Source organism: Pseudoalteromonas sp. ND6B (assembly GCF_000764215.1).
Classification (GTDB): domain Bacteria; phylum Pseudomonadota; class Gammaproteobacteria; order Enterobacterales; family Alteromonadaceae; genus Pseudoalteromonas; species Pseudoalteromonas tetraodonis.
The window spans coordinates 109,851-127,218 of record NZ_JQFL01000080.1 but is presented as its reverse complement, the minus strand read 5'-3'; the positions used below and the strand labels follow the sequence as shown (position 1 = coordinate 127,218).

Annotated in this window: 16 protein-coding genes; 13 read left to right on the top strand and 3 right to left on the bottom strand. The window is 40.0% G+C overall.

All coding sequences use genetic code 11. The features are described from left to right. The first annotated feature begins 49 nt into the window (after window positions 1-49). A complete protein-coding gene (metL, locus tag ND6B_RS01375; protein ID WP_033104327.1) occupies window positions 50-2,395 on the top strand; it encodes a bifunctional aspartate kinase/homoserine dehydrogenase II in 2,346 nt (781 codons plus the stop codon). 48 nt (window positions 2,396-2,443) lie between these two features. Here metL and ND6B_RS01380 read toward each other — a convergent pair whose 3' ends face one another. After that, complete coding sequence (locus ND6B_RS01380; protein ID WP_008115027.1) at window positions 2,444-4,918, bottom strand: penicillin-binding protein 1A; 2,475 nt, start codon at window positions 4,916-4,918, stop codon at window positions 2,444-2,446. 131 nt (window positions 4,919-5,049) lie between these two features. Between ND6B_RS01380 and ND6B_RS01385 the strand changes: the two genes are divergently transcribed. The 9 genes from ND6B_RS01385 (at window position 5,050) to ND6B_RS01425 (ending at window position 14,182) form a co-directional block, all read left to right on the top strand. Continuing rightward, window positions 5,050-6,129, top strand: coding sequence for a pilus assembly protein PilM (locus ND6B_RS01385; protein WP_013463905.1), 1,080 nt, complete (start codon window positions 5,050-5,052; stop codon window positions 6,127-6,129). After that, window positions 6,117-6,689 carry a PilN domain-containing protein gene (locus ND6B_RS01390; RefSeq protein WP_008115031.1) on the top strand — a complete coding sequence of 191 codons (573 nt, stop codon included), beginning with the start codon at window positions 6,117-6,119 and terminating at the stop codon, window positions 6,687-6,689. Before ND6B_RS01385 ends, ND6B_RS01390 begins: the two co-directional genes overlap by 13 nt. Beyond that, window positions 6,679-7,281 (top strand): type 4a pilus biogenesis protein PilO, encoded by a 603-nt coding sequence (locus tag ND6B_RS01395; RefSeq protein WP_008115035.1) that lies wholly within the window; start codon window positions 6,679-6,681, stop codon window positions 7,279-7,281. The genes ND6B_RS01390 and ND6B_RS01395 overlap by 11 nt, the downstream gene beginning before the upstream one ends. After that, window positions 7,281-7,817, top strand: a complete 537-nt coding sequence (locus ND6B_RS01400; RefSeq protein WP_008115036.1) for a pilus assembly protein PilP — start codon at window positions 7,281-7,283, stop codon at window positions 7,815-7,817. The genes ND6B_RS01395 and ND6B_RS01400 overlap by 1 nt, the downstream gene beginning before the upstream one ends. Further along, window positions 7,804-9,894, top strand: a complete 2,091-nt coding sequence (locus ND6B_RS01405) for a type IV pilus secretin PilQ (RefSeq protein WP_013463907.1) — start codon at window positions 7,804-7,806, stop codon at window positions 9,892-9,894. Before ND6B_RS01400 ends, ND6B_RS01405 begins: the two co-directional genes overlap by 14 nt. Before the next feature lie 447 nt (window positions 9,895-10,341). Next, the gene (gene aroK / locus ND6B_RS01410) at window positions 10,342-10,860 is read left to right on the top strand and encodes a shikimate kinase AroK (protein WP_008466255.1); all 519 of its coding nucleotides are present in this window, start codon (window positions 10,342-10,344) and stop codon (window positions 10,858-10,860) included. Window positions 10,861-10,889: 29 nt separating this feature from the next. After that, a complete protein-coding gene (aroB, locus tag ND6B_RS01415; protein ID WP_033104301.1) occupies window positions 10,890-11,960 on the top strand; it encodes a 3-dehydroquinate synthase in 1,071 nt (356 codons plus the stop codon). Further along, on the top strand, window positions 11,961-13,277 hold the full coding sequence (locus tag ND6B_RS01420) for an SPOR domain-containing protein (RefSeq protein ID WP_033104300.1): 1,317 nt from the start codon (window positions 11,961-11,963) through the stop codon (window positions 13,275-13,277). Between the two features lie 53 nt (window positions 13,278-13,330). Then, complete coding sequence (locus ND6B_RS01425; RefSeq protein ID WP_008115051.1) at window positions 13,331-14,182, top strand: Dam family site-specific DNA-(adenine-N6)-methyltransferase; 852 nt, start codon at window positions 13,331-13,333, stop codon at window positions 14,180-14,182. On the opposite strand, the gene ND6B_RS0119490 is transcribed toward ND6B_RS01425, so the two are convergent. Further along, on the bottom strand, window positions 14,145-14,330 hold the full coding sequence (locus ND6B_RS0119490) for a DUF2970 domain-containing protein (protein WP_008115053.1): 186 nt from the start codon (window positions 14,328-14,330) through the stop codon (window positions 14,145-14,147). The genes ND6B_RS01425 and ND6B_RS0119490 overlap by 38 nt on opposite strands. Window positions 14,331-14,334: 4 nt before the next feature. Continuing rightward, window positions 14,335-14,634, bottom strand: coding sequence for a hypothetical protein (locus ND6B_RS01430; RefSeq protein WP_033104299.1), 300 nt, complete (start codon window positions 14,632-14,634; stop codon window positions 14,335-14,337). Window positions 14,635-14,931: 297 nt separating this feature from the next. Here ND6B_RS01430 and rpe point away from each other — a divergent pair, with 297 nt between their 5' ends. Genes rpe through trpS form a run of 3 tightly spaced genes read left to right on the top strand, consistent with a single transcriptional unit; the run spans window position 14,932 to window position 17,318 of the window. Then, on the top strand, window positions 14,932-15,615 hold the full coding sequence (rpe, locus tag ND6B_RS01435; protein ID WP_033104298.1) for a ribulose-phosphate 3-epimerase: 684 nt from the start codon (window positions 14,932-14,934) through the stop codon (window positions 15,613-15,615). Next, window positions 15,615-16,280 carry a phosphoglycolate phosphatase gene (locus ND6B_RS01440; protein ID WP_008115059.1) on the top strand — a complete coding sequence of 222 codons (666 nt, stop codon included), beginning with the start codon at window positions 15,615-15,617 and terminating at the stop codon, window positions 16,278-16,280. Before rpe ends, ND6B_RS01440 begins: the two co-directional genes overlap by 1 nt. Window positions 16,281-16,313: 33 nt before the next feature. After that, window positions 16,314-17,318, top strand: coding sequence for a tryptophan--tRNA ligase (gene trpS / locus ND6B_RS01445; protein ID WP_008115060.1), 1,005 nt, complete (start codon window positions 16,314-16,316; stop codon window positions 17,316-17,318). Window positions 17,319-17,368 lie beyond the last annotated feature (50 nt).

Below are 17,368 nucleotides of genomic sequence, written 5' to 3'. Positions count from 1 at the left end.
TGCATACCAATCTTCAAAATACAAAACATAAATGCGAGTCGGTATTAATATGGTAAATCAGGTTCATAAATTTGGTGGTTCGAGTTTAAGCTCAGCGGATCGCTTTAAAAGTGTCGCAAATATTATTTTAACTCATGCTCAAGCTGGGGATTGTGTGGTGGTATCGGCTGCCGGTAAAACCACCGATACCTTAGTTAAACTGTGGCAAAGCTATCAACAGCAAGACACTCAAGCTATTGCTGATATTGTATTGCTATTGAGTAACCATCAAATAGCTCTGATTGAGCAATTATTAATAGCTAACGCTAAGCACCATGCGCTTGATTTACTTGAAACTGAGCTCAGTATTATTACCAAGCAGGCTAAGCAAGGAACATTAGCTGAAGCTGCGTTATTAGCACATGGTGAATTGTGGTCTGCAAGGTTACTAAGCGCTTACTTAGAACAGCTTAACGTTAGCGCTTGTGCCCATGACGCTAGGCAGTTATTTACTTTAGATGCCGGACAGCTGCAGCATGCTAATAATCAGCAGCAGTGCTTAAAAGCCATACAGACGAGTAAAATTAATGTAGTTACTGGGTTTATTGCGGCTGATTTACATGGTGAAACAGTGACCTTAGGGCGAAATGGCAGTGATTACAGTGCCACTTTATTAGCGCGGTATTGCAATGCTAAAAAAGTCTCTATTTGGACTGACACTCAAGGTGTTTTTAGTACTGATCCGCGTAAGGTTGCTAATGCGGTTAAGTATGCGCGAGTGTGCCGTGATCAAGCGAATTTATTAGCGAGGTTAGGTAATCCAGTATTACACGCTAAAACATTATCGCCATTAAAAGATACCGATATAGAATTAGTTGTTCGCAGTAGTTACGATCCTCAAGGCAGTCATACCGAAATAGTTAAACTAGGAATGAGTAAACAAAAACGCTTTTTAACCACAGTAAATAATGTGGATTTACTCATTGTTGATGATCTGAGTGAAGGCGAAGTAGCACATGTTAGCCAACTTATTCAGCATAGTTTGCATCACTTTGAACACGAAGGCGAAATCTACTTACTAGTCCCTGCGTCAGCGACACATCAGGTGGCTAATTATTTTGCTGGCCGCGCCAATATTAGTGAGTCAAACTTAAATGGGGTGGCGATTATTGCACCTGATCAAGAGGTAGCGCCGCTTGGTAAGCAAAGTGAAGCCTTATTACAAACACAATCTATCCAGCCTCGGTTTACCCATTACGGTGAGGGATATACGTTACTATTAACCGATCAAGTACTTGAAAGTGATGTGCTGAGCCTGTTACATGACAAGCTCATTAATAAAGCACAAGAAATAGCTTTAATTATTGCAGGACTTGGTAATGTAGGTGCTGAGTTTATGCGCCAATTACCTGCTCAACTAGCACGCTTATCAACTGATTTTAACGTCAAGTTAGTAGCGCTTTTACGCTCAGAGCAGATGCTGGTGAATGCTAATGGATTAGACTGTGAAAGCTGGCAACTTCAATGGGAAAACCATGCAAGCTCCTATAAACAAGCCGATTTATTGTCATACATAGATACTCTTGAGTATGAACATAAAATAGTGATCGACATTACCGCCAGTGAACATTTTAGTCAGCTTTATAGTAAGTTAGTTGAATTAAACTGCCATCTAATTAGTGCTAATAAATACGCGGGAACCGCATCGCTTTCGTGGTATCAAACACTACGTGAAAGCCTTGCTCAACGTGGCTTACATTGGCGTTATAATGCAAGTGTAGGGGCCGGACTACCGATTAATTTTGCCTTGGCTGATTTACAAAATAGTGGCGATAAAATAACGCGAATAGAAGGCGTATTTTCAGGCACGCTGTCATGGTTATGCAGTATGTATGATGGCAGTAAAGCGTTTTCAGATTTAGTTCTAGAAGCACAAGCTTTGGGATTCACAGAGCCTGATCCTCGAGAAGACTTATCTGGACGAGATATGCAACGTAAGTTGCTTATTTTAGCGCGTGAATTAGGTATTGAATTGGAACTTGATGACATTTCTTTATCCGCTTTGATGCCCGATGAGTTAAGTGCAGGCAGCTGGAATGACTTTATTGATAATAAGGCTCGTTTAGATGCATTTATTGAGCAGCATGCGCAAGCGGCTCAGCAACAAAATGCTGCACTGTGCTACACCGGGTTATTAGAGTTTGAAAACAACACGCTAAACGCTAAGGTAGGGATTACCTATGTACCAAAAAGCGAAGCGGTTGCGAATTTGACCCCCGGCGATAATATTTTTGTGATTAATACCCAGTGGTATAACCAAAACGCATTAGTGATACAAGGCCCCGGTGCGGGTAAAGAAGTGACTGCTGCTGGCGTTCACTCTGACTTATACTGGTTGGTACAAAATATTAGTTAGACCATCAAAAAGGCCGCTAATTTGCGGCCTTTTCACTGTTCACTATATTTAAAATAGCTCTTCTTCAGTTTTAGTGTTTTCTTCAAATATATCATTTGGTTGTGATAACACATACTTGGTAGGAGCGGTGCCTTTTTCAAAGTATTCAAAACGGCTGGTGTAATCGTTTTTATGACTTAATAATCCGGTTTCTAAATCAATACGAATAGAAACTAAGCCTTCAGGTGGTTCGATGGGCGCAGCAGGTTTACCATCCAGTGCGGCGCGCATAAAATCAACCCATGCAGGCTGAGCTGTTTTTGCGCCTGACTCAGCACCTGATATTTGACCACTTCCTAAGTTGTTATTGTAGGTTGAGCGTCCCAGTGTATTACCTGGGTTATCAAAGCCAACCCAAACTGATGTCATCACATCGCGGTTAAAGCCACTAAACCAAGTATCTACAGAATCATTAGTCGTGCCTGTTTTACCAGAAAGATCGCGACGTTTTAGCGCTTGTGCACGCCAGCCTGTTCCACTCCAACCGGTTTTATGTGACCAGCTACCGCCACCCCAAATAGCACTATTCATTGCGCTGGCAATTAAAAATGCATTTTGTTTAGAGATGATCTGCGGCGCACAATTTGGTGCTACTTGCTCACCTAGCATTAGCGAGCTAGGAGTTGTCGTTTCATCATCACAAATAATGGTGGGATTGGTTTTAAATAACGTATTACCCATTGCATCTTGGATTTGTGAAATAAAGTACGGCTCAATTAGGTGACCGCCATTAGCAAAAGCACTCATCCCACGAGCTAATTCAAGCGGCGTAATGGATGCACTGCCTAATGCCAGTGACTCACTACGATTTATATCTTTATCGTCAAAACCAAATTTTAATAAATGATCGGCTGTTCTTTGCAGTCCAACGCCCCTTAATAAGCGTACGGAAATTACATTCTTAGATTGGGCTAAAGCACGACGAATGCGAATTGGGCCATTATAAATAGCTGGGCTGTTTTTTGGTCGCCATGCAACGCCTTGGCTCTTATCCCATTGATTTATAGGAGCATCATTTAAAATTGACGCTAGTGTGTAGCCTTTTTCAAGCGCAGCTGAATATATAAACGGCTTAATATTTGAGCCTACTTGGCGTTTAGCTTGTACAGCTCGGTTATATTGGCTTTGTTCAAAACTATATCCACCAACAATGGCTTTTATGCGCCCGTCTTGTGGGTCTAAAGAAACAATGGCGCTCGCCGCTTCAGGTATTTGACTTAAAATATAGCTATTATCGTCATTTTTGCGCAGCCATATTTGCATGCCTGGGGTTAATATATCGCTTGCTGTTTCAGGCGCAAAGCTTTGGCGATAGCGTGTAATAAACTTACGTGCCCATTTTAGGTTATCCCAAGTAAGGGTTGTGCGCTCGCCGCTTTTAAGTATAACTTCAGCGCTTTTATCGCTCACGCTTAACACCGCAGCCGTTTTTAAAGGGCCAAATTCATTAACGGCTTTTAAAGTGTTTAATAATTTCGACTGCGTTAATGGCGGCTCTGTTTGCGGATCCCACAATATGGCTTCAGGGCCTCTAAAACCATGGCGCATATCGTAGGCATGTAGGTTATTAACTAGAGCTGTTTGTGCTGCTTTTTGAACATCTGATTCAACAGAGGTGTACACTTTAAACCCTGAGTTATAGGCTTTATCTATACCGTAGCGTGACACCATTTCTGCTCGTACCATTTCTGAAATGTACGGCGCATATAAGTCAATTTCAGCTCCATGAAAATACGCGGTAATTGGTTGGTTAGTGGCTTCGTTATACTGCGCTCTTGAAATATACTTCTCTTCAAGCATTCTTCCTAACACCACATTTCTTCTTGCTTTAGCACGTTCTGGATTACGAATAGGATTAAGTGCCGAAGGAGCTTTGGGTAAACCAGCAATCATTGCCATTTGCGCAAGAGTTAACTCTTTTAGTTCTTTACCATAATAAACTTGAGCCGCAGCACCAATACCAAAGGCACGATTTCCTAATTCTATTTTATTCAGGTAAAGCTCAAATATTTCATCTTTTGAGAGGAGATTTTCGATATGAATGGCAATAAATATTTCTTTTACTTTACGAATGTAGGCTTTTTCTCGTGTTAAAAAGAAGTTACGAGCTAATTGCATGGTAATAGTACTGGCACCTTGCTTTTTCTCACCAGTAGAAATAAGTACTAGCGCTGAGCGCACAATACCAATTGGATCAATACCGATATGATCGTAAAAGCGGTTATCTTCAGTTGCCAAAAAAGCCTGCAATAAAGGCTGGGGAATTTGGTCTATAGTTACAGGGATCCGTCTTTTTTCACCAAATTGGTTGATTAAAAGCCCATCTTTAGTAAATACTTGCATAGGCGTTTGTAATTGCACGTTTTTTAAAACTTGCACGCTGGGAATATCGGATTTAACGTAGTAATAAAGGCTGAGCAATGTAATTAGTGCAAGTAATGCACAAATGATCAAAAATTGTAAAGTTCTTTTTAATAAAATCACTGATATTTCCCTAAACGGACTCCCAATTACAGGTTGAGACTGCTAGTATATATTGATTAAAAATTGAATAATATTTTTTAAGATATAAATTATAACTTGTTTATTATTAAAACAAAGGCAAAGTTGCAAACATGCTAAGTCAACTAATAAAAAAACCATCACCAATGATGGTAGGTATTGATATTGGATCGCACTCTATCAAGGCCGTACTTTTAAGTGAAACAGAAACTGGGCTTCGACTAGAAGCACTTGCAATTGAACCTATGCCAAAAGGCGCTATGAGCGAGCGTAATATTCAAGATATTGAAGCAATTGGTAATGTGATAATCAAGTTAAAACGAAAGCTACCAAAGTCGCTAAAATTCGCGTCTGTTGCCGTCTCTGGGCAAACCGTGATTACCAAAGTTATTTTCATGGATGTTTCCTTAAGCGACGCTGAATTAGAGTCGCAGATTGAAATTGAAGCCGACAGCTTAATTCCTTACCCACTAGATGAAGTGAGTCTTGATTTTGAAAAGCTCTCTACAAATAGTGCTGACCCGAGCAAAATAAATGTACTGCTCTCTGCCGCTAGAACCGAAAGCGTTGAAGCCAGAGTCGGTGCGTTAAGTGCTGCGAATTTAACCGCAAAAGTAGTGGACGTTGAAAGCTATGCGCTAAGTCGCGCTATGGATGTTTACTACCAACAGTTACCATCAGATGCATATGACAAAACGGTTGCAGTGGTTGATATTGGTGCTGTACTCACCTTGGTGAGTGTAGTGCAATCTGGTGAGACAATTTATACCCGTGACCAAGTATTTGGTGGCGACCAATACACAAATAGTATCGTTGCTTACTACAACAAAGGCTTTGATGAAGCTGAAATTGGCAAAACAACCGGTGATTTACCTCCAAACTATACATTTGAAGTGTTAGCTCCTTTTCAAACATCGTTACTCCAGCAGGTTCGTCGTGCTGTTCAAATGTTTTTAACCACCACAGGTAAAGAACAATTGGACTATATTGTATTGACGGGCGGCTCAGCGATGATTAAAGGCATTGATAGATTGCTGATTGAAGAATTAGGAATACACACAGTTGTTGTTGAACCATTTGATAAGATGGAAATATCCCCTAGAGTTGATCGTAATATAATACAGCGCCACCGCACTCAATTTGCAATTGCGACTGGCCTGGCGTTGAGGAGCTTTTCATCATGCCACATATAAATTTATTACCTTGGCGTGAGCTACAGCGTGAGCAGTCTAAAAAGAAATTTATAACACTTCTTATGGCTGTGGTTATCGTCTGTTTTGCTGGTATGTATATGCTGAGTGTGTTTTATGGTGCTCTAAAAGAAGGGCAAACGTTAAAAAATAATTATCTTAGTTCAGAAATTACAACGCTCGACAATAAAATTCGCGACATACGTGATCTAGACAAGAAAAAAGAAAACTTACAACAACGTATGCGTTTAATTGAAGAGTTACAAAGTAGCCGTAATTTAGGCACCCAAATAATGGATGAAGTGGCAAAAATAGTGCCTGCAGGGGTTTATTTAACCAAGCTGGAGCGCAAAGGTAATCAAATTCATGTGTTAGGCAAAAGTGAGTCTAATAATCGTTTATCTACTATGCTCAGACAGGTACAAAGCTCTTACTTATTAGAGCGCCCGACTATGCAAGGTATTGTTGCCGGCGATCAATCTTCACGTTTACTCAGCGATTTTAATATGGAGTTTTACGTAAAACCATTTGGCAAAATAGGTGAGGTACGTAATGAACCTTGATTTTAAATCGTTTACAGAAATCGATTGGAATGAAATCGAGCTCGATAACATCGGTGAGTGGCCCGTTATTGTAAAAGCAATATGCGGAACTTTTGTAGCTTGTTTGGTGTTGTTTTTTAGCTACAGCTTATTAGTGTCGGATGAAATAGACAGCTACCACAATGCCGTTGCTAAGGAAATTGAGTTACGCACAACCTACCGAACTAAATATGCAGTTGCCAGTAAGCTTGATATTTATCGTGAGCAAATGGTTGAGATGGAAGATAAATTCTCTCAATTATTAAAACGCCTACCTACTTCAAATGAGACGCCAGGATTATTGGACGACCTTTCTTATGTGGGTACAACCAGCGGGTTAACATTTTTAAAAATTGGTTGGTTGCCAGAAGTTGAAAAAGAGTTTTATACCGAGTTGCCAATTAAAATTGAAGTGGTAGGTACTTATCATGAGTTTGGCGAATTTGTAGGGAAAGTGGCTCAACTACCAAGAATTGTCAGTTTACATGACTTTTCTATTTTATCATCTGGCGAAAAGCAGCTAACATTCAGTGTAGTAGCAAAAACTTACCGTTATGAAGAGGGGGTGAGATGATGAAGCAGCTTCTCTTTTTAACCACTGCGATGTTTTTGCTCAGTGGCTGTAACGAGGATACATCGGAGCAAAAAGAATTTATTGATCAGGTTAAGGCAAATACCACGGCACGTATTGAAAAAATACCTGAGCTAGTTAAGTTTGAGCACTTTGAGTATAACGCCAAAGACTTACGTAGCCCTTTTGTAGCGCCAGAACCAGAAATTATTCAAAACAAGCTAACACAAGTTAAAAACTGTCTTCACCCAGATCCAGAGCGTGTTCGTCAGCCACTGGAGAAGTACCCATTAGATAATTTAGCAATGAGGGGCACAATAGGATCGAACGGCAAAACATGGGCGCTCATTACAGCTGCTGATGACACCTTGCACCGAGTAACAATAGGAAGCTATTTAGGCACCTATGACGGAAAAGTAAGCAGTGTTAATAGTGACTATATTGAATTAGTAGAATTAATCCCTGATGGGTCAGGTTGTTGGAAAGAACGTTTGACCAAATTAGAAATGTTAGAGGCGGCAACCAATGGCGCAAATTAATAAGAAAAAAGGTATACCCTATATGCACAAAGGTGAGTGTTCGCATCATCGTATTTTATCTGCTTTATTGTTTGTTTTTTTACTACTAATGACAAAAGCCGTAAGTGCAGCCCCTTTACTCTATGACGTTCGATATAATCCATTGCTTAAAGGTGAAACCGAATTACAGCTAGTTTTTGATGAAGAGTTGCAGCAGCAACCAGCAGTACAAGTTTTTAATAGCCCTGCAAGAATAGAGCTACTATTTGATGGGGTAGAATTAGATGAAGGGTTGACGAATATCGCTATCAACCAAGCTGGTATCAGTAACATCACGAGTATGATGACCAGTGCGGGTTTAAAAGTGACCATTAACTTGGACCGATTAAAAATTTATGAGACTGAAGTAAACAATAATTTAGTTTCTATTAGAATTTCTGATAACCCACTCACAGAGCAAATTTTAACAACCAGCGAAGATAAGCCTGCTTACACGTCTAATTATATTAACGGTATTCAAGCAATTGACTTTCGACGTGGAGAAAAAGGTGAAGCGAAAGTACTTGTTTATCTACAAGATACTCAGGCAGCTGTAGAGGTTCATGAAAGCGGTGGAAAAATCATTGCCGAGTTTCATCATACCGATATTTTAGATGATTTATTGTATGAATTAGATGTACTTGATTTTGGCACTGTGGTGAGCAGTATTGAAACGTTTAAAGAAGATAACCTTACACGTTTAGTGATTGAACCAAACACTGCATTTGCCTATACCTATCAGCAAATTGAGAATATTTTTACCTTAACGGTTGAGAAAGATGAAACGCAAAATGCCTACTTAGATGGTGGTAAAGAGTACTTGGGTCGCCCTATGACGCTTAATTTTCAAGATATCTCTGTTCGTGCTGTGTTACAGATTATTGCCGGTTATAATGATTTTAACTTGGTAACAAGCGACTCAGTGACAGGCAATATTACTCTTCGCCTTGATGGGGTTCCGTGGGATCAGGCGTTAGATGTCGTGCTTAGAATAAAAGGCTTAGACAAACGCATGGACGGTTCTATTTTAATGGTTGCACCATCTGAAGAGCTGGCTGCCCGTGAAGCAAAAGAGTTAAAAGCTAAACAGCAAGTTGAGGATTTAGAGCCACTTTACAGTGAATACATCCGCTTAAATTATGCAAAAGCAGAAGATTTTGCCGACTTATTAAAAACAGATACCAATAGTATTATTACAGCCAGAGGGAGCGTGTCTGTTGATCAACGTACTAATACGTTATTAATGAAAGACACTGCAAAAAGTATTGAAAGTGTTCGTCGTATGGTCGAGACCTTAGATATACCGGTTAAACAAGTGGTTATTGAAGCGCGTATGGTAACCGTACGTGACAACGTAACTGAAGACTTGGGGGTTCGTTGGGGGTTTAGTGATCAGCAAGGCTCAGACGGTGTTTCTGGCACATTAGAAGGAGCTGAAACGATTTCTAATGGTAATATTCCTAGTCTTTCTGATCGACTTAACGTTAATTTACCAGTGGCGAATCCATCGGCGAGTATAGGTATGCACATTGCTAAATTGGCTAACGGAACATTAATTGATTTAGAATTAACCGCCCTTGAAGAAGAAAACAAAGGTGAAATCATTGCAAGCCCACGCATTACTGCTGCTAATCAGCAAAAAGCGCGTATTGAACAAGGTACTGAGATCCCTTATGTGGAGTCAGCTTCAAGTGGTGCAACAACCGTAAGTTTTAAAAAGGCGGTACTAAGCCTAGAGGTGACACCTCATATCACACCCGATAACAAAGTTATTTTAAATTTAATCATTACTCAAGATACCCGAGGGGATACGGTTCAAACAGGTACAGGCCCAGCGGTTGCCATCGATACGCAACAAATTGAGACTCAAGTACTCGTTGAGAATGGACAAACGGTAGTGTTGGGTGGTATTTTCCAACAGCAAATTATTAATTCGACCAAAAAAGTACCTTTATTGGGCGACCTTCCTTACGTAGGAAGACTATTTAAAAGCACAAGCGAGTTCAATGAAAAGCGCGAACTGCTGATTTTTGTCACACCTAAAATCCAAATAGACTAAATATTTAAGCTATCTAGGTTGAATACCAGCCTAGATAGTATGGGTATGTAATTTAGTTATCGTGGTGTGAACACTCCCTATAAATGTACAATGAGACAGTATATAATTTTGATTATGTACTGTACTGCGGATGTATTTAAGGCTGCGTTTATGTTGTTTGTAATTCAGGCTCTTGTAAAGTTACCATGCAAAAGCTTTCATGAAGCAACAATGTAGTAACCTTAATTGCATAAATTTTAACCCTAGAAGATAAACTTGCCTATAATAAGGTGCTTTTTTGTTAACCAGTGGGTAATTATTTAGTTTAATTGCTCGTTATATGGCTTTTTATCCTAATTGACTTGAAATACCCGACCGATTACTGAGATAATCCCTTTCTTAATTTTGGGGCCAGGTCGTTAGGCGGGGTTTTATTTCAAATTTTAGAGTTCGTTTGTACTAAAAGATATGGCTGAGAAACGTAATATATTTCTAGTTGGCCCCATGGGGGCTGGCAAAAGCACGATTGGTCGTCACATCGCTGACCAATTACACCTTGAATTTGTTGATTCTGATCAAGAAATCGAACGTCGCACGGGCGCAGATATTGCCTGGGTATTCGATCTTGAAGGTGAAGAAGGCTTTAGACTTCGTGAAGAATCTGTTATTGGTGACTTAACCGAAATGCAAGGTATTGTACTTGCAACCGGTGGTGGCTCAGTAATGAGTAAAGAAGTTCGAAACAAGCTTTCGGCTCGCGGTATTGTTGTATACTTAGAGACACCGATTGAAAAGCAAGTTGCACGTACGCAACGCGACAAGCGTCGCCCATTACTGCAAACAGAAGAAGCACCTCGTGATGTACTTGAGCGCTTAGCAGAAGAGCGTGAACCATTATATAAAGAAGTAGCTGATTTTGTTGTACGCACTGATGAGCAGAGCGCGAAAGTTGTTGCTAACCAAATCATCGAGAAATTGGATTTTTAAAAGCCAGTATTAAAAAGGACTAACCCAGCATGCTTGAATTAACTGTTAATTTAGACGAGCGAAGTTATCCTATTTATATTGGCCAATCTGCACTTCAAGATACAGGCCGTCTAATCCATCACATTGGTGATTGTCGGCCTATCATCATTACTAATGAAACGATTGCACCGCTGTACCTTCAACAGTTGCTTGATTCATTAGCACAGCTAAACCCACTGCATTTTATTATTCCAGATGGTGAGCAATATAAATCACTCACTTGGTTTGAAAAAATTTCGGCATTCCTACTTGAGAATAATTGCGGCCGTGACACCTGCTTAATTGCATTAGGTGGTGGCGTTGTAGGTGATTTAACTGGATTTGTTGCTGCTTGTTATCAGCGTGGCGTCCCTTTTATCCAAATACCAACCACTTTATTATCTCAAGTTGATTCTTCAGTTGGCGGCAAAACAGCGGTTAATCACCCGCTAGGTAAAAATATGATTGGGGCTTTTTATCAACCCCAAGCTGTATTTATTGACACGCGTTCGTTGCATACCTTACCAACACGCGAGTTTGCTGCAGGCATGGCTGAAGTTATTAAGTATGGCCTGATTTACGATACTGAACTGTTTGCTTATCTAGAGCATAACATCGCTAAATTACAACAATTAGACGAGACGTGTTTACAGCACATCATCTTCAGATGCTGTGAAATTAAAGCGCTTATTGTTGCACAAGATGAAAAAGAGCAGGGCCTTCGTGCGTTGTTAAATTTAGGGCACACGTTTGCGCATGCTATTGAAGCACAAATGGGTTACGGTGTTTGGTTACATGGAGAAGCGGTCGCGACAGGTATGGTGCTTGCTGCAAAGCTTGCTTATACTCGCCAAGATTTAACACGAGAAGATGTAGAGCGTATTGCTACATTAATAGCGCAATATAGCTTACCAATCGAGATACCTAGCGATATGACCAGTGAGCACTTTTTACTGCATATGCGAAAAGATAAAAAGAATAAAAAAGGGACTATCCGATTCATTTTACCCACCGAATTTGGTCAATGTGCATTAGTTGATGATGTGTCTGATGATCAAGTCAGAGCATTGATCGAGCAATAAATGCAGTCACAAATTTTACCGAGCCGTGCGGCTTTGGTGGATAGAATCGCATTGCAATTTGAATATGGTCAAAACCTAATTGTTTTGTTGGGCACTTCTGGTTTAGGTAAAAGCTATTTGCTTGAAACCTTCATCACTGATAAATATAACGATTTTAATAAAGCGTTTGTGCAAGTTGGCGCTCAAATGACTGATGTGCAATTGATGACTCAATTATTAGAGCAAAGCTTTAATGCCCCTTTAATTGATCACAACCTGAGCTTATCACAAAACTATTATCAATTAGCGAAGCAACAACAATGCGGCGCGTGTTTATGGGTTATCGATGGCGGCAGGCACCTATCTGAAGAACTAATTGCAGAGCTCGAGCTGTTATCAAAAAGTGCGCCCAATGTGCTTTACATTATGATTGCATCGCAATCTAAATTGCCGTTTAAAGAGGCAGTTAATATTCATTTAGAGCCATTAAACTTGGTTGAAAGTAAGCAGCTAATGGGATGGTACTTCACGGCGCTACCTTATGATGAAGACCCTGTATTTAAAACCTTTTTAGTTGAAGCCCAAGGTAACCCAAGTCTTTTATTAGCCTGGCAGCCTAGCGAACAAGTTGCTGATATTATCGTAAAAGACAAAGTATCTTGGCGCTTACAGTTGCTCACACTATTACTCATAATTATGTTATTGATTATTGGCGTTGTATACAAAGCTGATATGACCCAATGGTGGAAAAATGCTAATAGTCAAAGCGATGAGCAAGTCCTCACAACCGCTATTACAACCGAGCAAGCTATTCAAAATAAACAACAACCGGTTAAATCATCAACCCTGTTTACTTCGCCACAGCCTATAACTAAAGAGCCAACTACAGATGAGAGTGCCCACAATGACGTGCCAGCAATTGTAGGAAGTTTAACTGAGCCATCGACTTTAACTGAACAAGAAAAGCCAGCACCGCCGCCGGTTGAAGAAGCCATTAGCGTACCTGAGGTGGTAAAGCAGCAAAGCCAAATAGTAAAAATACCCAGTAACTGGTACCTAGAACAACCTGAAGATAATTTTGTTATTCAGCTATTAGCCGTAACTCAGCAGCAGGTAGGCAATGAGTTTATTGCTGAACATAAGCTAGAAAGTATTACCTATACATATCAAACTAAGCGAAATGGTAAAATATGGTGGGTGGTAACAACAGGCAGTTTTGCTAACTTAAATGAGGCAAAACAAGCACTGCAAGCACTCCCCGCTGGAGTAAGAAAAAATAAACCTTTCTATAAAAAAATTAGCAAAATAAAACAAGAAATTGCACGAGTTGATCAGTAAACTCAGTGACTTTAGTGTAAAATCGCGCAACACCGAATTGAAGTAAAGAGCCAATGCAGCAAAAGAGTAGAGCCTTCCTTAAATGGGCTGGCGGAAAATACAGCCTCGTTGAAGATATTAACGCGCGACTAAATCAAGCAAGTAAACATGCAGATACCTTGGTTGAACCTTTTGTTGGTGCGGGCTCAGTGTTTTTAAATAGTAATTTTAAACACTACGTACTTAACGATATAAATGCTGATTTAATCAATTTATATAAAGAGCTTAAACGTTCGCCGGATGAGTTTATTAGCGATGCAAAAAAACTATTTGTTGATTTAAATAACCATCCAGATGCGTATTACGATTATCGTGTGCAGTTTAACCAAAGCAGCGATGTGTATGAGCGAGCTATTTTATTTTTATATATGAACCGCCATGGTTATAACGGATTATGTCGATATAACTTAAAGGGCATTTTTAATGTGCCTTTTGGTAAATATAAAAAGCCCTATTTTCCTGAAAAAGAAATGTACTTTTTTGCCAACAAAGCACAAAAAGCAACATTTACCTGCTTAGGCTACGATGATGTATTTAAACTGGTCCCTAAAAATGCGGTGATATACTGCGATCCGCCCTATGTGCCATTAAGTAAAACCGCATCGTTTACCTCTTACGCTAAAGGCGGATTTAATTTAGATGATCAGGCTAATTTAGCTAACTTGGCTGAGCAAGCGGCATTTGAGAATAACACGCCAGTCCTTATTTCAAACCACGATACCGTGTGGACACGCAAAATTTACAGTCAAGCATCACTGGATAAAATTCAGGTTAAACGTACGATTAGTCCAAAGGGCGGTTCACGAAATAAAGTGGATGAGCTAATGGCTATGTATTTAGCACCGAAGTCACGGTTGCATAAATAGCCAATACAAACAATACAAACAGTACTACGGCAATAGCTATCAGCGTAATTGGAGAGTGGTACTTAAAGTCTGTTTTGCGCTTATCTTCAGATTGAACACCAAAAAATGCAGCCAGTACGCTTTGTAACGCGCTAAAAAAGTGCTGCATTTAATTAAAATAATGGCTTGATTGAAGAGGGCTTGTGTTTGTCATCAGTACCCGTTAACAATTCTAGCAAGTCTAAGTAATGAAACTGAGCGCTACGGCTATCACCTGTTAACCAAGAGGCCCAAGACGAATCCTCTTCAATTTGAATGCAACGGGTTGCGCTATTATTAATAGCGTTGGTTTGCTCTTTATGAAGACAAATGTTGGCAGAGCTTAAATCTTGCTCAGTATTTGAGCAAAGCGATGTTGCTCCAATAACAACACTTACCGACGTGATTAATAATCCAATTTTAAAAGCACGCATAATATAAACCTAATAATTTAGTTCTTTGCCCAGCATAACAAAAACTGCTTAAATAATACACTTTATTTTTGTTATTGTTTATTTGTATTGTGTTTTAAATACTGAGTGGCCCCCGCTTAAAAACTGATTCTTTTTTTAATTATAAAGCCTACATCCTCAGCAGGTTATTCTTTTTCATGAATAGCCACAATAAGGCTTTAACATTACTTATTTGGCGCTATTTTTAAAGGTGCTACTTGGGTAACTTCGCTAATTAAGTTACATTAACGGCATAAATTATTCATTAACGGATTAGCGATGCTCAACTGTGAACAAAAATACTTAATAGCGCCCTCAATATTATCTGCAGACTTTGCACGATTAGGCGAAGATGTCGACAAAGTGTTAGCCGCAGGTGCTGATGTCGTTCATTTTGATGTAATGGATAACCATTATGTACCTAACTTAACGATTGGCCCAATGGTATGTAAAGCACTTCGCGACTACGGGATTAAAGCCCCGATTGATGTGCATTTAATGGTAAAACCGGTAGATAGTTTAATCCCACAATTTGCCAAGGCGGGTGCATCAATTATTACCTTTCACCCAGAGGCGAGCGAGCATATTGACCGTACTTTGCAATTGATAAAAGATGAAGGTTGCCAAGCAGGCTTAGTGTTCAACCCTGCAACGAGTTTAAGTTACCTCAATCACGTAATGGGTAAAGTAGATGTGATCTTATTAATGTCAGTAAATCCTGGGTTTGGTGGGCAAAGTTTTATTCCACAAACACTCGAGAAACTGCGAGAGGCAAAACAACGCATTGTTGAATCTGGACGTGATATTCGTTTAGAAGTAGATGGCGGTATTAAAGTAGATAACATAGCAGCGGCGGCTGAAGCGGGTGCCGATATGTTTGTTGCAGGCTCAGCTATTTTTAATCAGGCTGATTATAAAACGGTGATTGATGAGATGCGTCAGCAATTAGAAAGTGTTGAATAATGAAATATGATGCAGCGTTTTTTGACTTAGACGGCACCCTAGTTGATAGCGTGTACGACTTGTATATGGCTTTAAATTTAACACTTAGCGATTTAGCGTTTCCAATTGTCAGTCAGCGATTAGTTGAAAGTTGGGTAGGTAACGGCATTGAGGTGTTAGTTAAACGAGCCCTTTGCGGCGATATGCAAATTAGTGAGCATCTCGATGAGGCTTTAAGCGAACGAGCTATCAATCTGTTTTATCAACATTACAGTGAGCAGGTCGGTGAATACAGTGTGTTATATCAGCATGTTGAAACTGGTCTTGCTGCTCTCAGTGGTATGCCTAAAGCACTTATTACTAATAAAGCACGCCGCTTTACTGAAATGCTTTTAGATAAGCTCGCTATTCGCAGTCATTTTGAAGTGATTGTTTGCGGTGACGACATGGCAAAAAAACCGTCACCTGAGCCGCTATTATTTGCTTGCGATGCATTAAATATAACGCCTGATAAAGCGATTATGATTGGTGATTCAAAGAGTGACATACTCGCAGCGCAAGCCGCTAACATTGACGTGATAGCGCTTACTTATGGGTATCACCAGGGAGAGCAGTTAGCGGATTATAATCCGCAGTACCTATGCGATAACTTCTTAGCTATAATACCGACACTAACACAGCGTTAAGCATTTTTAATTAAGTAAAAATAAAGGAAAATCATGAGTAAACCAGTAGTATTAAGTGGCATGCAGCCAACCGGTGGTATGACAATAGGCAACTATGTTGGCGCTATTAACCAGTGGGTTAAGCTACAGGAAGAATATGATAGCTACTTTATGCTTGCAGACTTGCATGCAATTACCGTACGCCAAGACCCTGAATTATTGCGTGCTCGTGTACTCGATGGCGTTGCGTTATATACGGCATGCGGTATTAACCCAGAAAAAGCGGCGTTATTTGTACAATCTCAGGTACCTGAGCATGCGCAACTTGGCTGGGTATTAAACTGTTATGCGCAAATGGGTGAGCTTAATCGCATGACCCAGTTTAAAGATAAGTCGGCAACGCATGCTAATAATATTAATGTGGGGTTATTTGCTTATCCGGCTTTGCAAGCGGCTGATATTTTACTGTACCAAGCAGACAAAGTACCTGTAGGTGAAGATCAAAAACAGCACCTTGAACTAACGCGTGATATTGCAACTCGCTTTAATAATGTTTACGGCGATATTTTTACGCTGCCAGAACCGTATATTCCAGAATTTGGTGCGCGAGTCATGAGCCTGCAAGATCCACTGAAGAAAATGTCTAAGTCAGATGAAAATCCAAATGGCTTTATTATGATGTTAGACGAGCCGAAAAAGATTGAGAAAAAGCTTAAAAAAGCAGTTACCGATTCTGACGAGCAAGCGCGTATTTACTTTGATCGCAAAGAAAAGCCAGGTGTATCTAATTTACTTACGCTACTAAGTGTGGCAACTAAGCGCTCAATTGAAGAGTTAGTCCCTGAATACGAAGACAAAATGTATGGCCATTTGAAAAAAGACACCGCAGCAGCTGTTGTCAGCATGATTGAGCCAATTCAAACACGTTTTAAAGAAATTCGTGAAGATCAAACACTTCTTAATGACATCATGAGAACAGGGGCTGAAAAAGCCAGCGCGCGTGCAGAAACTACATTAAAAGCAGTTTATGATGCGGTTGGGTTTATTCCACGCCCATAAGCGCGTTAATTTGCAGATACAAAAATGCCGCTAATTTAGCGGCATTTTTT

Bases quoted from the DNA above. Each gene is read 5' to 3' on its own strand.
- metL (WP_033104327.1), top strand. From the start codon at position 50: ATGGTAAATCAGGTTCATAAATTTGGTGGTTCGAGTTTAAGCTCAGCG.
- ND6B_RS01385 (WP_013463905.1), top strand. From the start codon at position 5,050: ATGCTAAGTCAACTAATAAAAAAACCATCACCAATGATGGTAGGTATT.
- ND6B_RS01390 (WP_008115031.1), top strand. From the start codon at position 6,117: ATGCCACATATAAATTTATTACCTTGGCGTGAGCTACAGCGTGAGCAG.
- ND6B_RS01395 (WP_008115035.1), top strand. From the start codon at position 6,679: ATGAACCTTGATTTTAAATCGTTTACAGAAATCGATTGGAATGAAATC.
- ND6B_RS01400 (WP_008115036.1), top strand. From the start codon at position 7,281: ATGAAGCAGCTTCTCTTTTTAACCACTGCGATGTTTTTGCTCAGTGGC.
- ND6B_RS01405 (WP_013463907.1), top strand. From the start codon at position 7,804: ATGGCGCAAATTAATAAGAAAAAAGGTATACCCTATATGCACAAAGGT.
- aroK (WP_008466255.1), top strand. From the start codon at position 10,342: ATGGCTGAGAAACGTAATATATTTCTAGTTGGCCCCATGGGGGCTGGC.
- aroB (WP_033104301.1), top strand. From the start codon at position 10,890: ATGCTTGAATTAACTGTTAATTTAGACGAGCGAAGTTATCCTATTTAT.
- ND6B_RS01420 (WP_033104300.1), top strand. From the start codon at position 11,961: ATGCAGTCACAAATTTTACCGAGCCGTGCGGCTTTGGTGGATAGAATC.
- ND6B_RS01425 (WP_008115051.1), top strand. From the start codon at position 13,331: ATGCAGCAAAAGAGTAGAGCCTTCCTTAAATGGGCTGGCGGAAAATAC.
- ND6B_RS0119490 (WP_008115053.1), bottom strand. From the start codon at position 14,330: ATGCAGCACTTTTTTAGCGCGTTACAAAGCGTACTGGCTGCATTTTTT.
- ND6B_RS01430 (WP_033104299.1), bottom strand. From the start codon at position 14,634: ATGCGTGCTTTTAAAATTGGATTATTAATCACGTCGGTAAGTGTTGTT.
- rpe (WP_033104298.1), top strand. From the start codon at position 14,932: ATGCTCAACTGTGAACAAAAATACTTAATAGCGCCCTCAATATTATCT.
- ND6B_RS01440 (WP_008115059.1), top strand. From the start codon at position 15,615: ATGAAATATGATGCAGCGTTTTTTGACTTAGACGGCACCCTAGTTGAT.
- trpS (WP_008115060.1), top strand. From the start codon at position 16,314: ATGAGTAAACCAGTAGTATTAAGTGGCATGCAGCCAACCGGTGGTATG.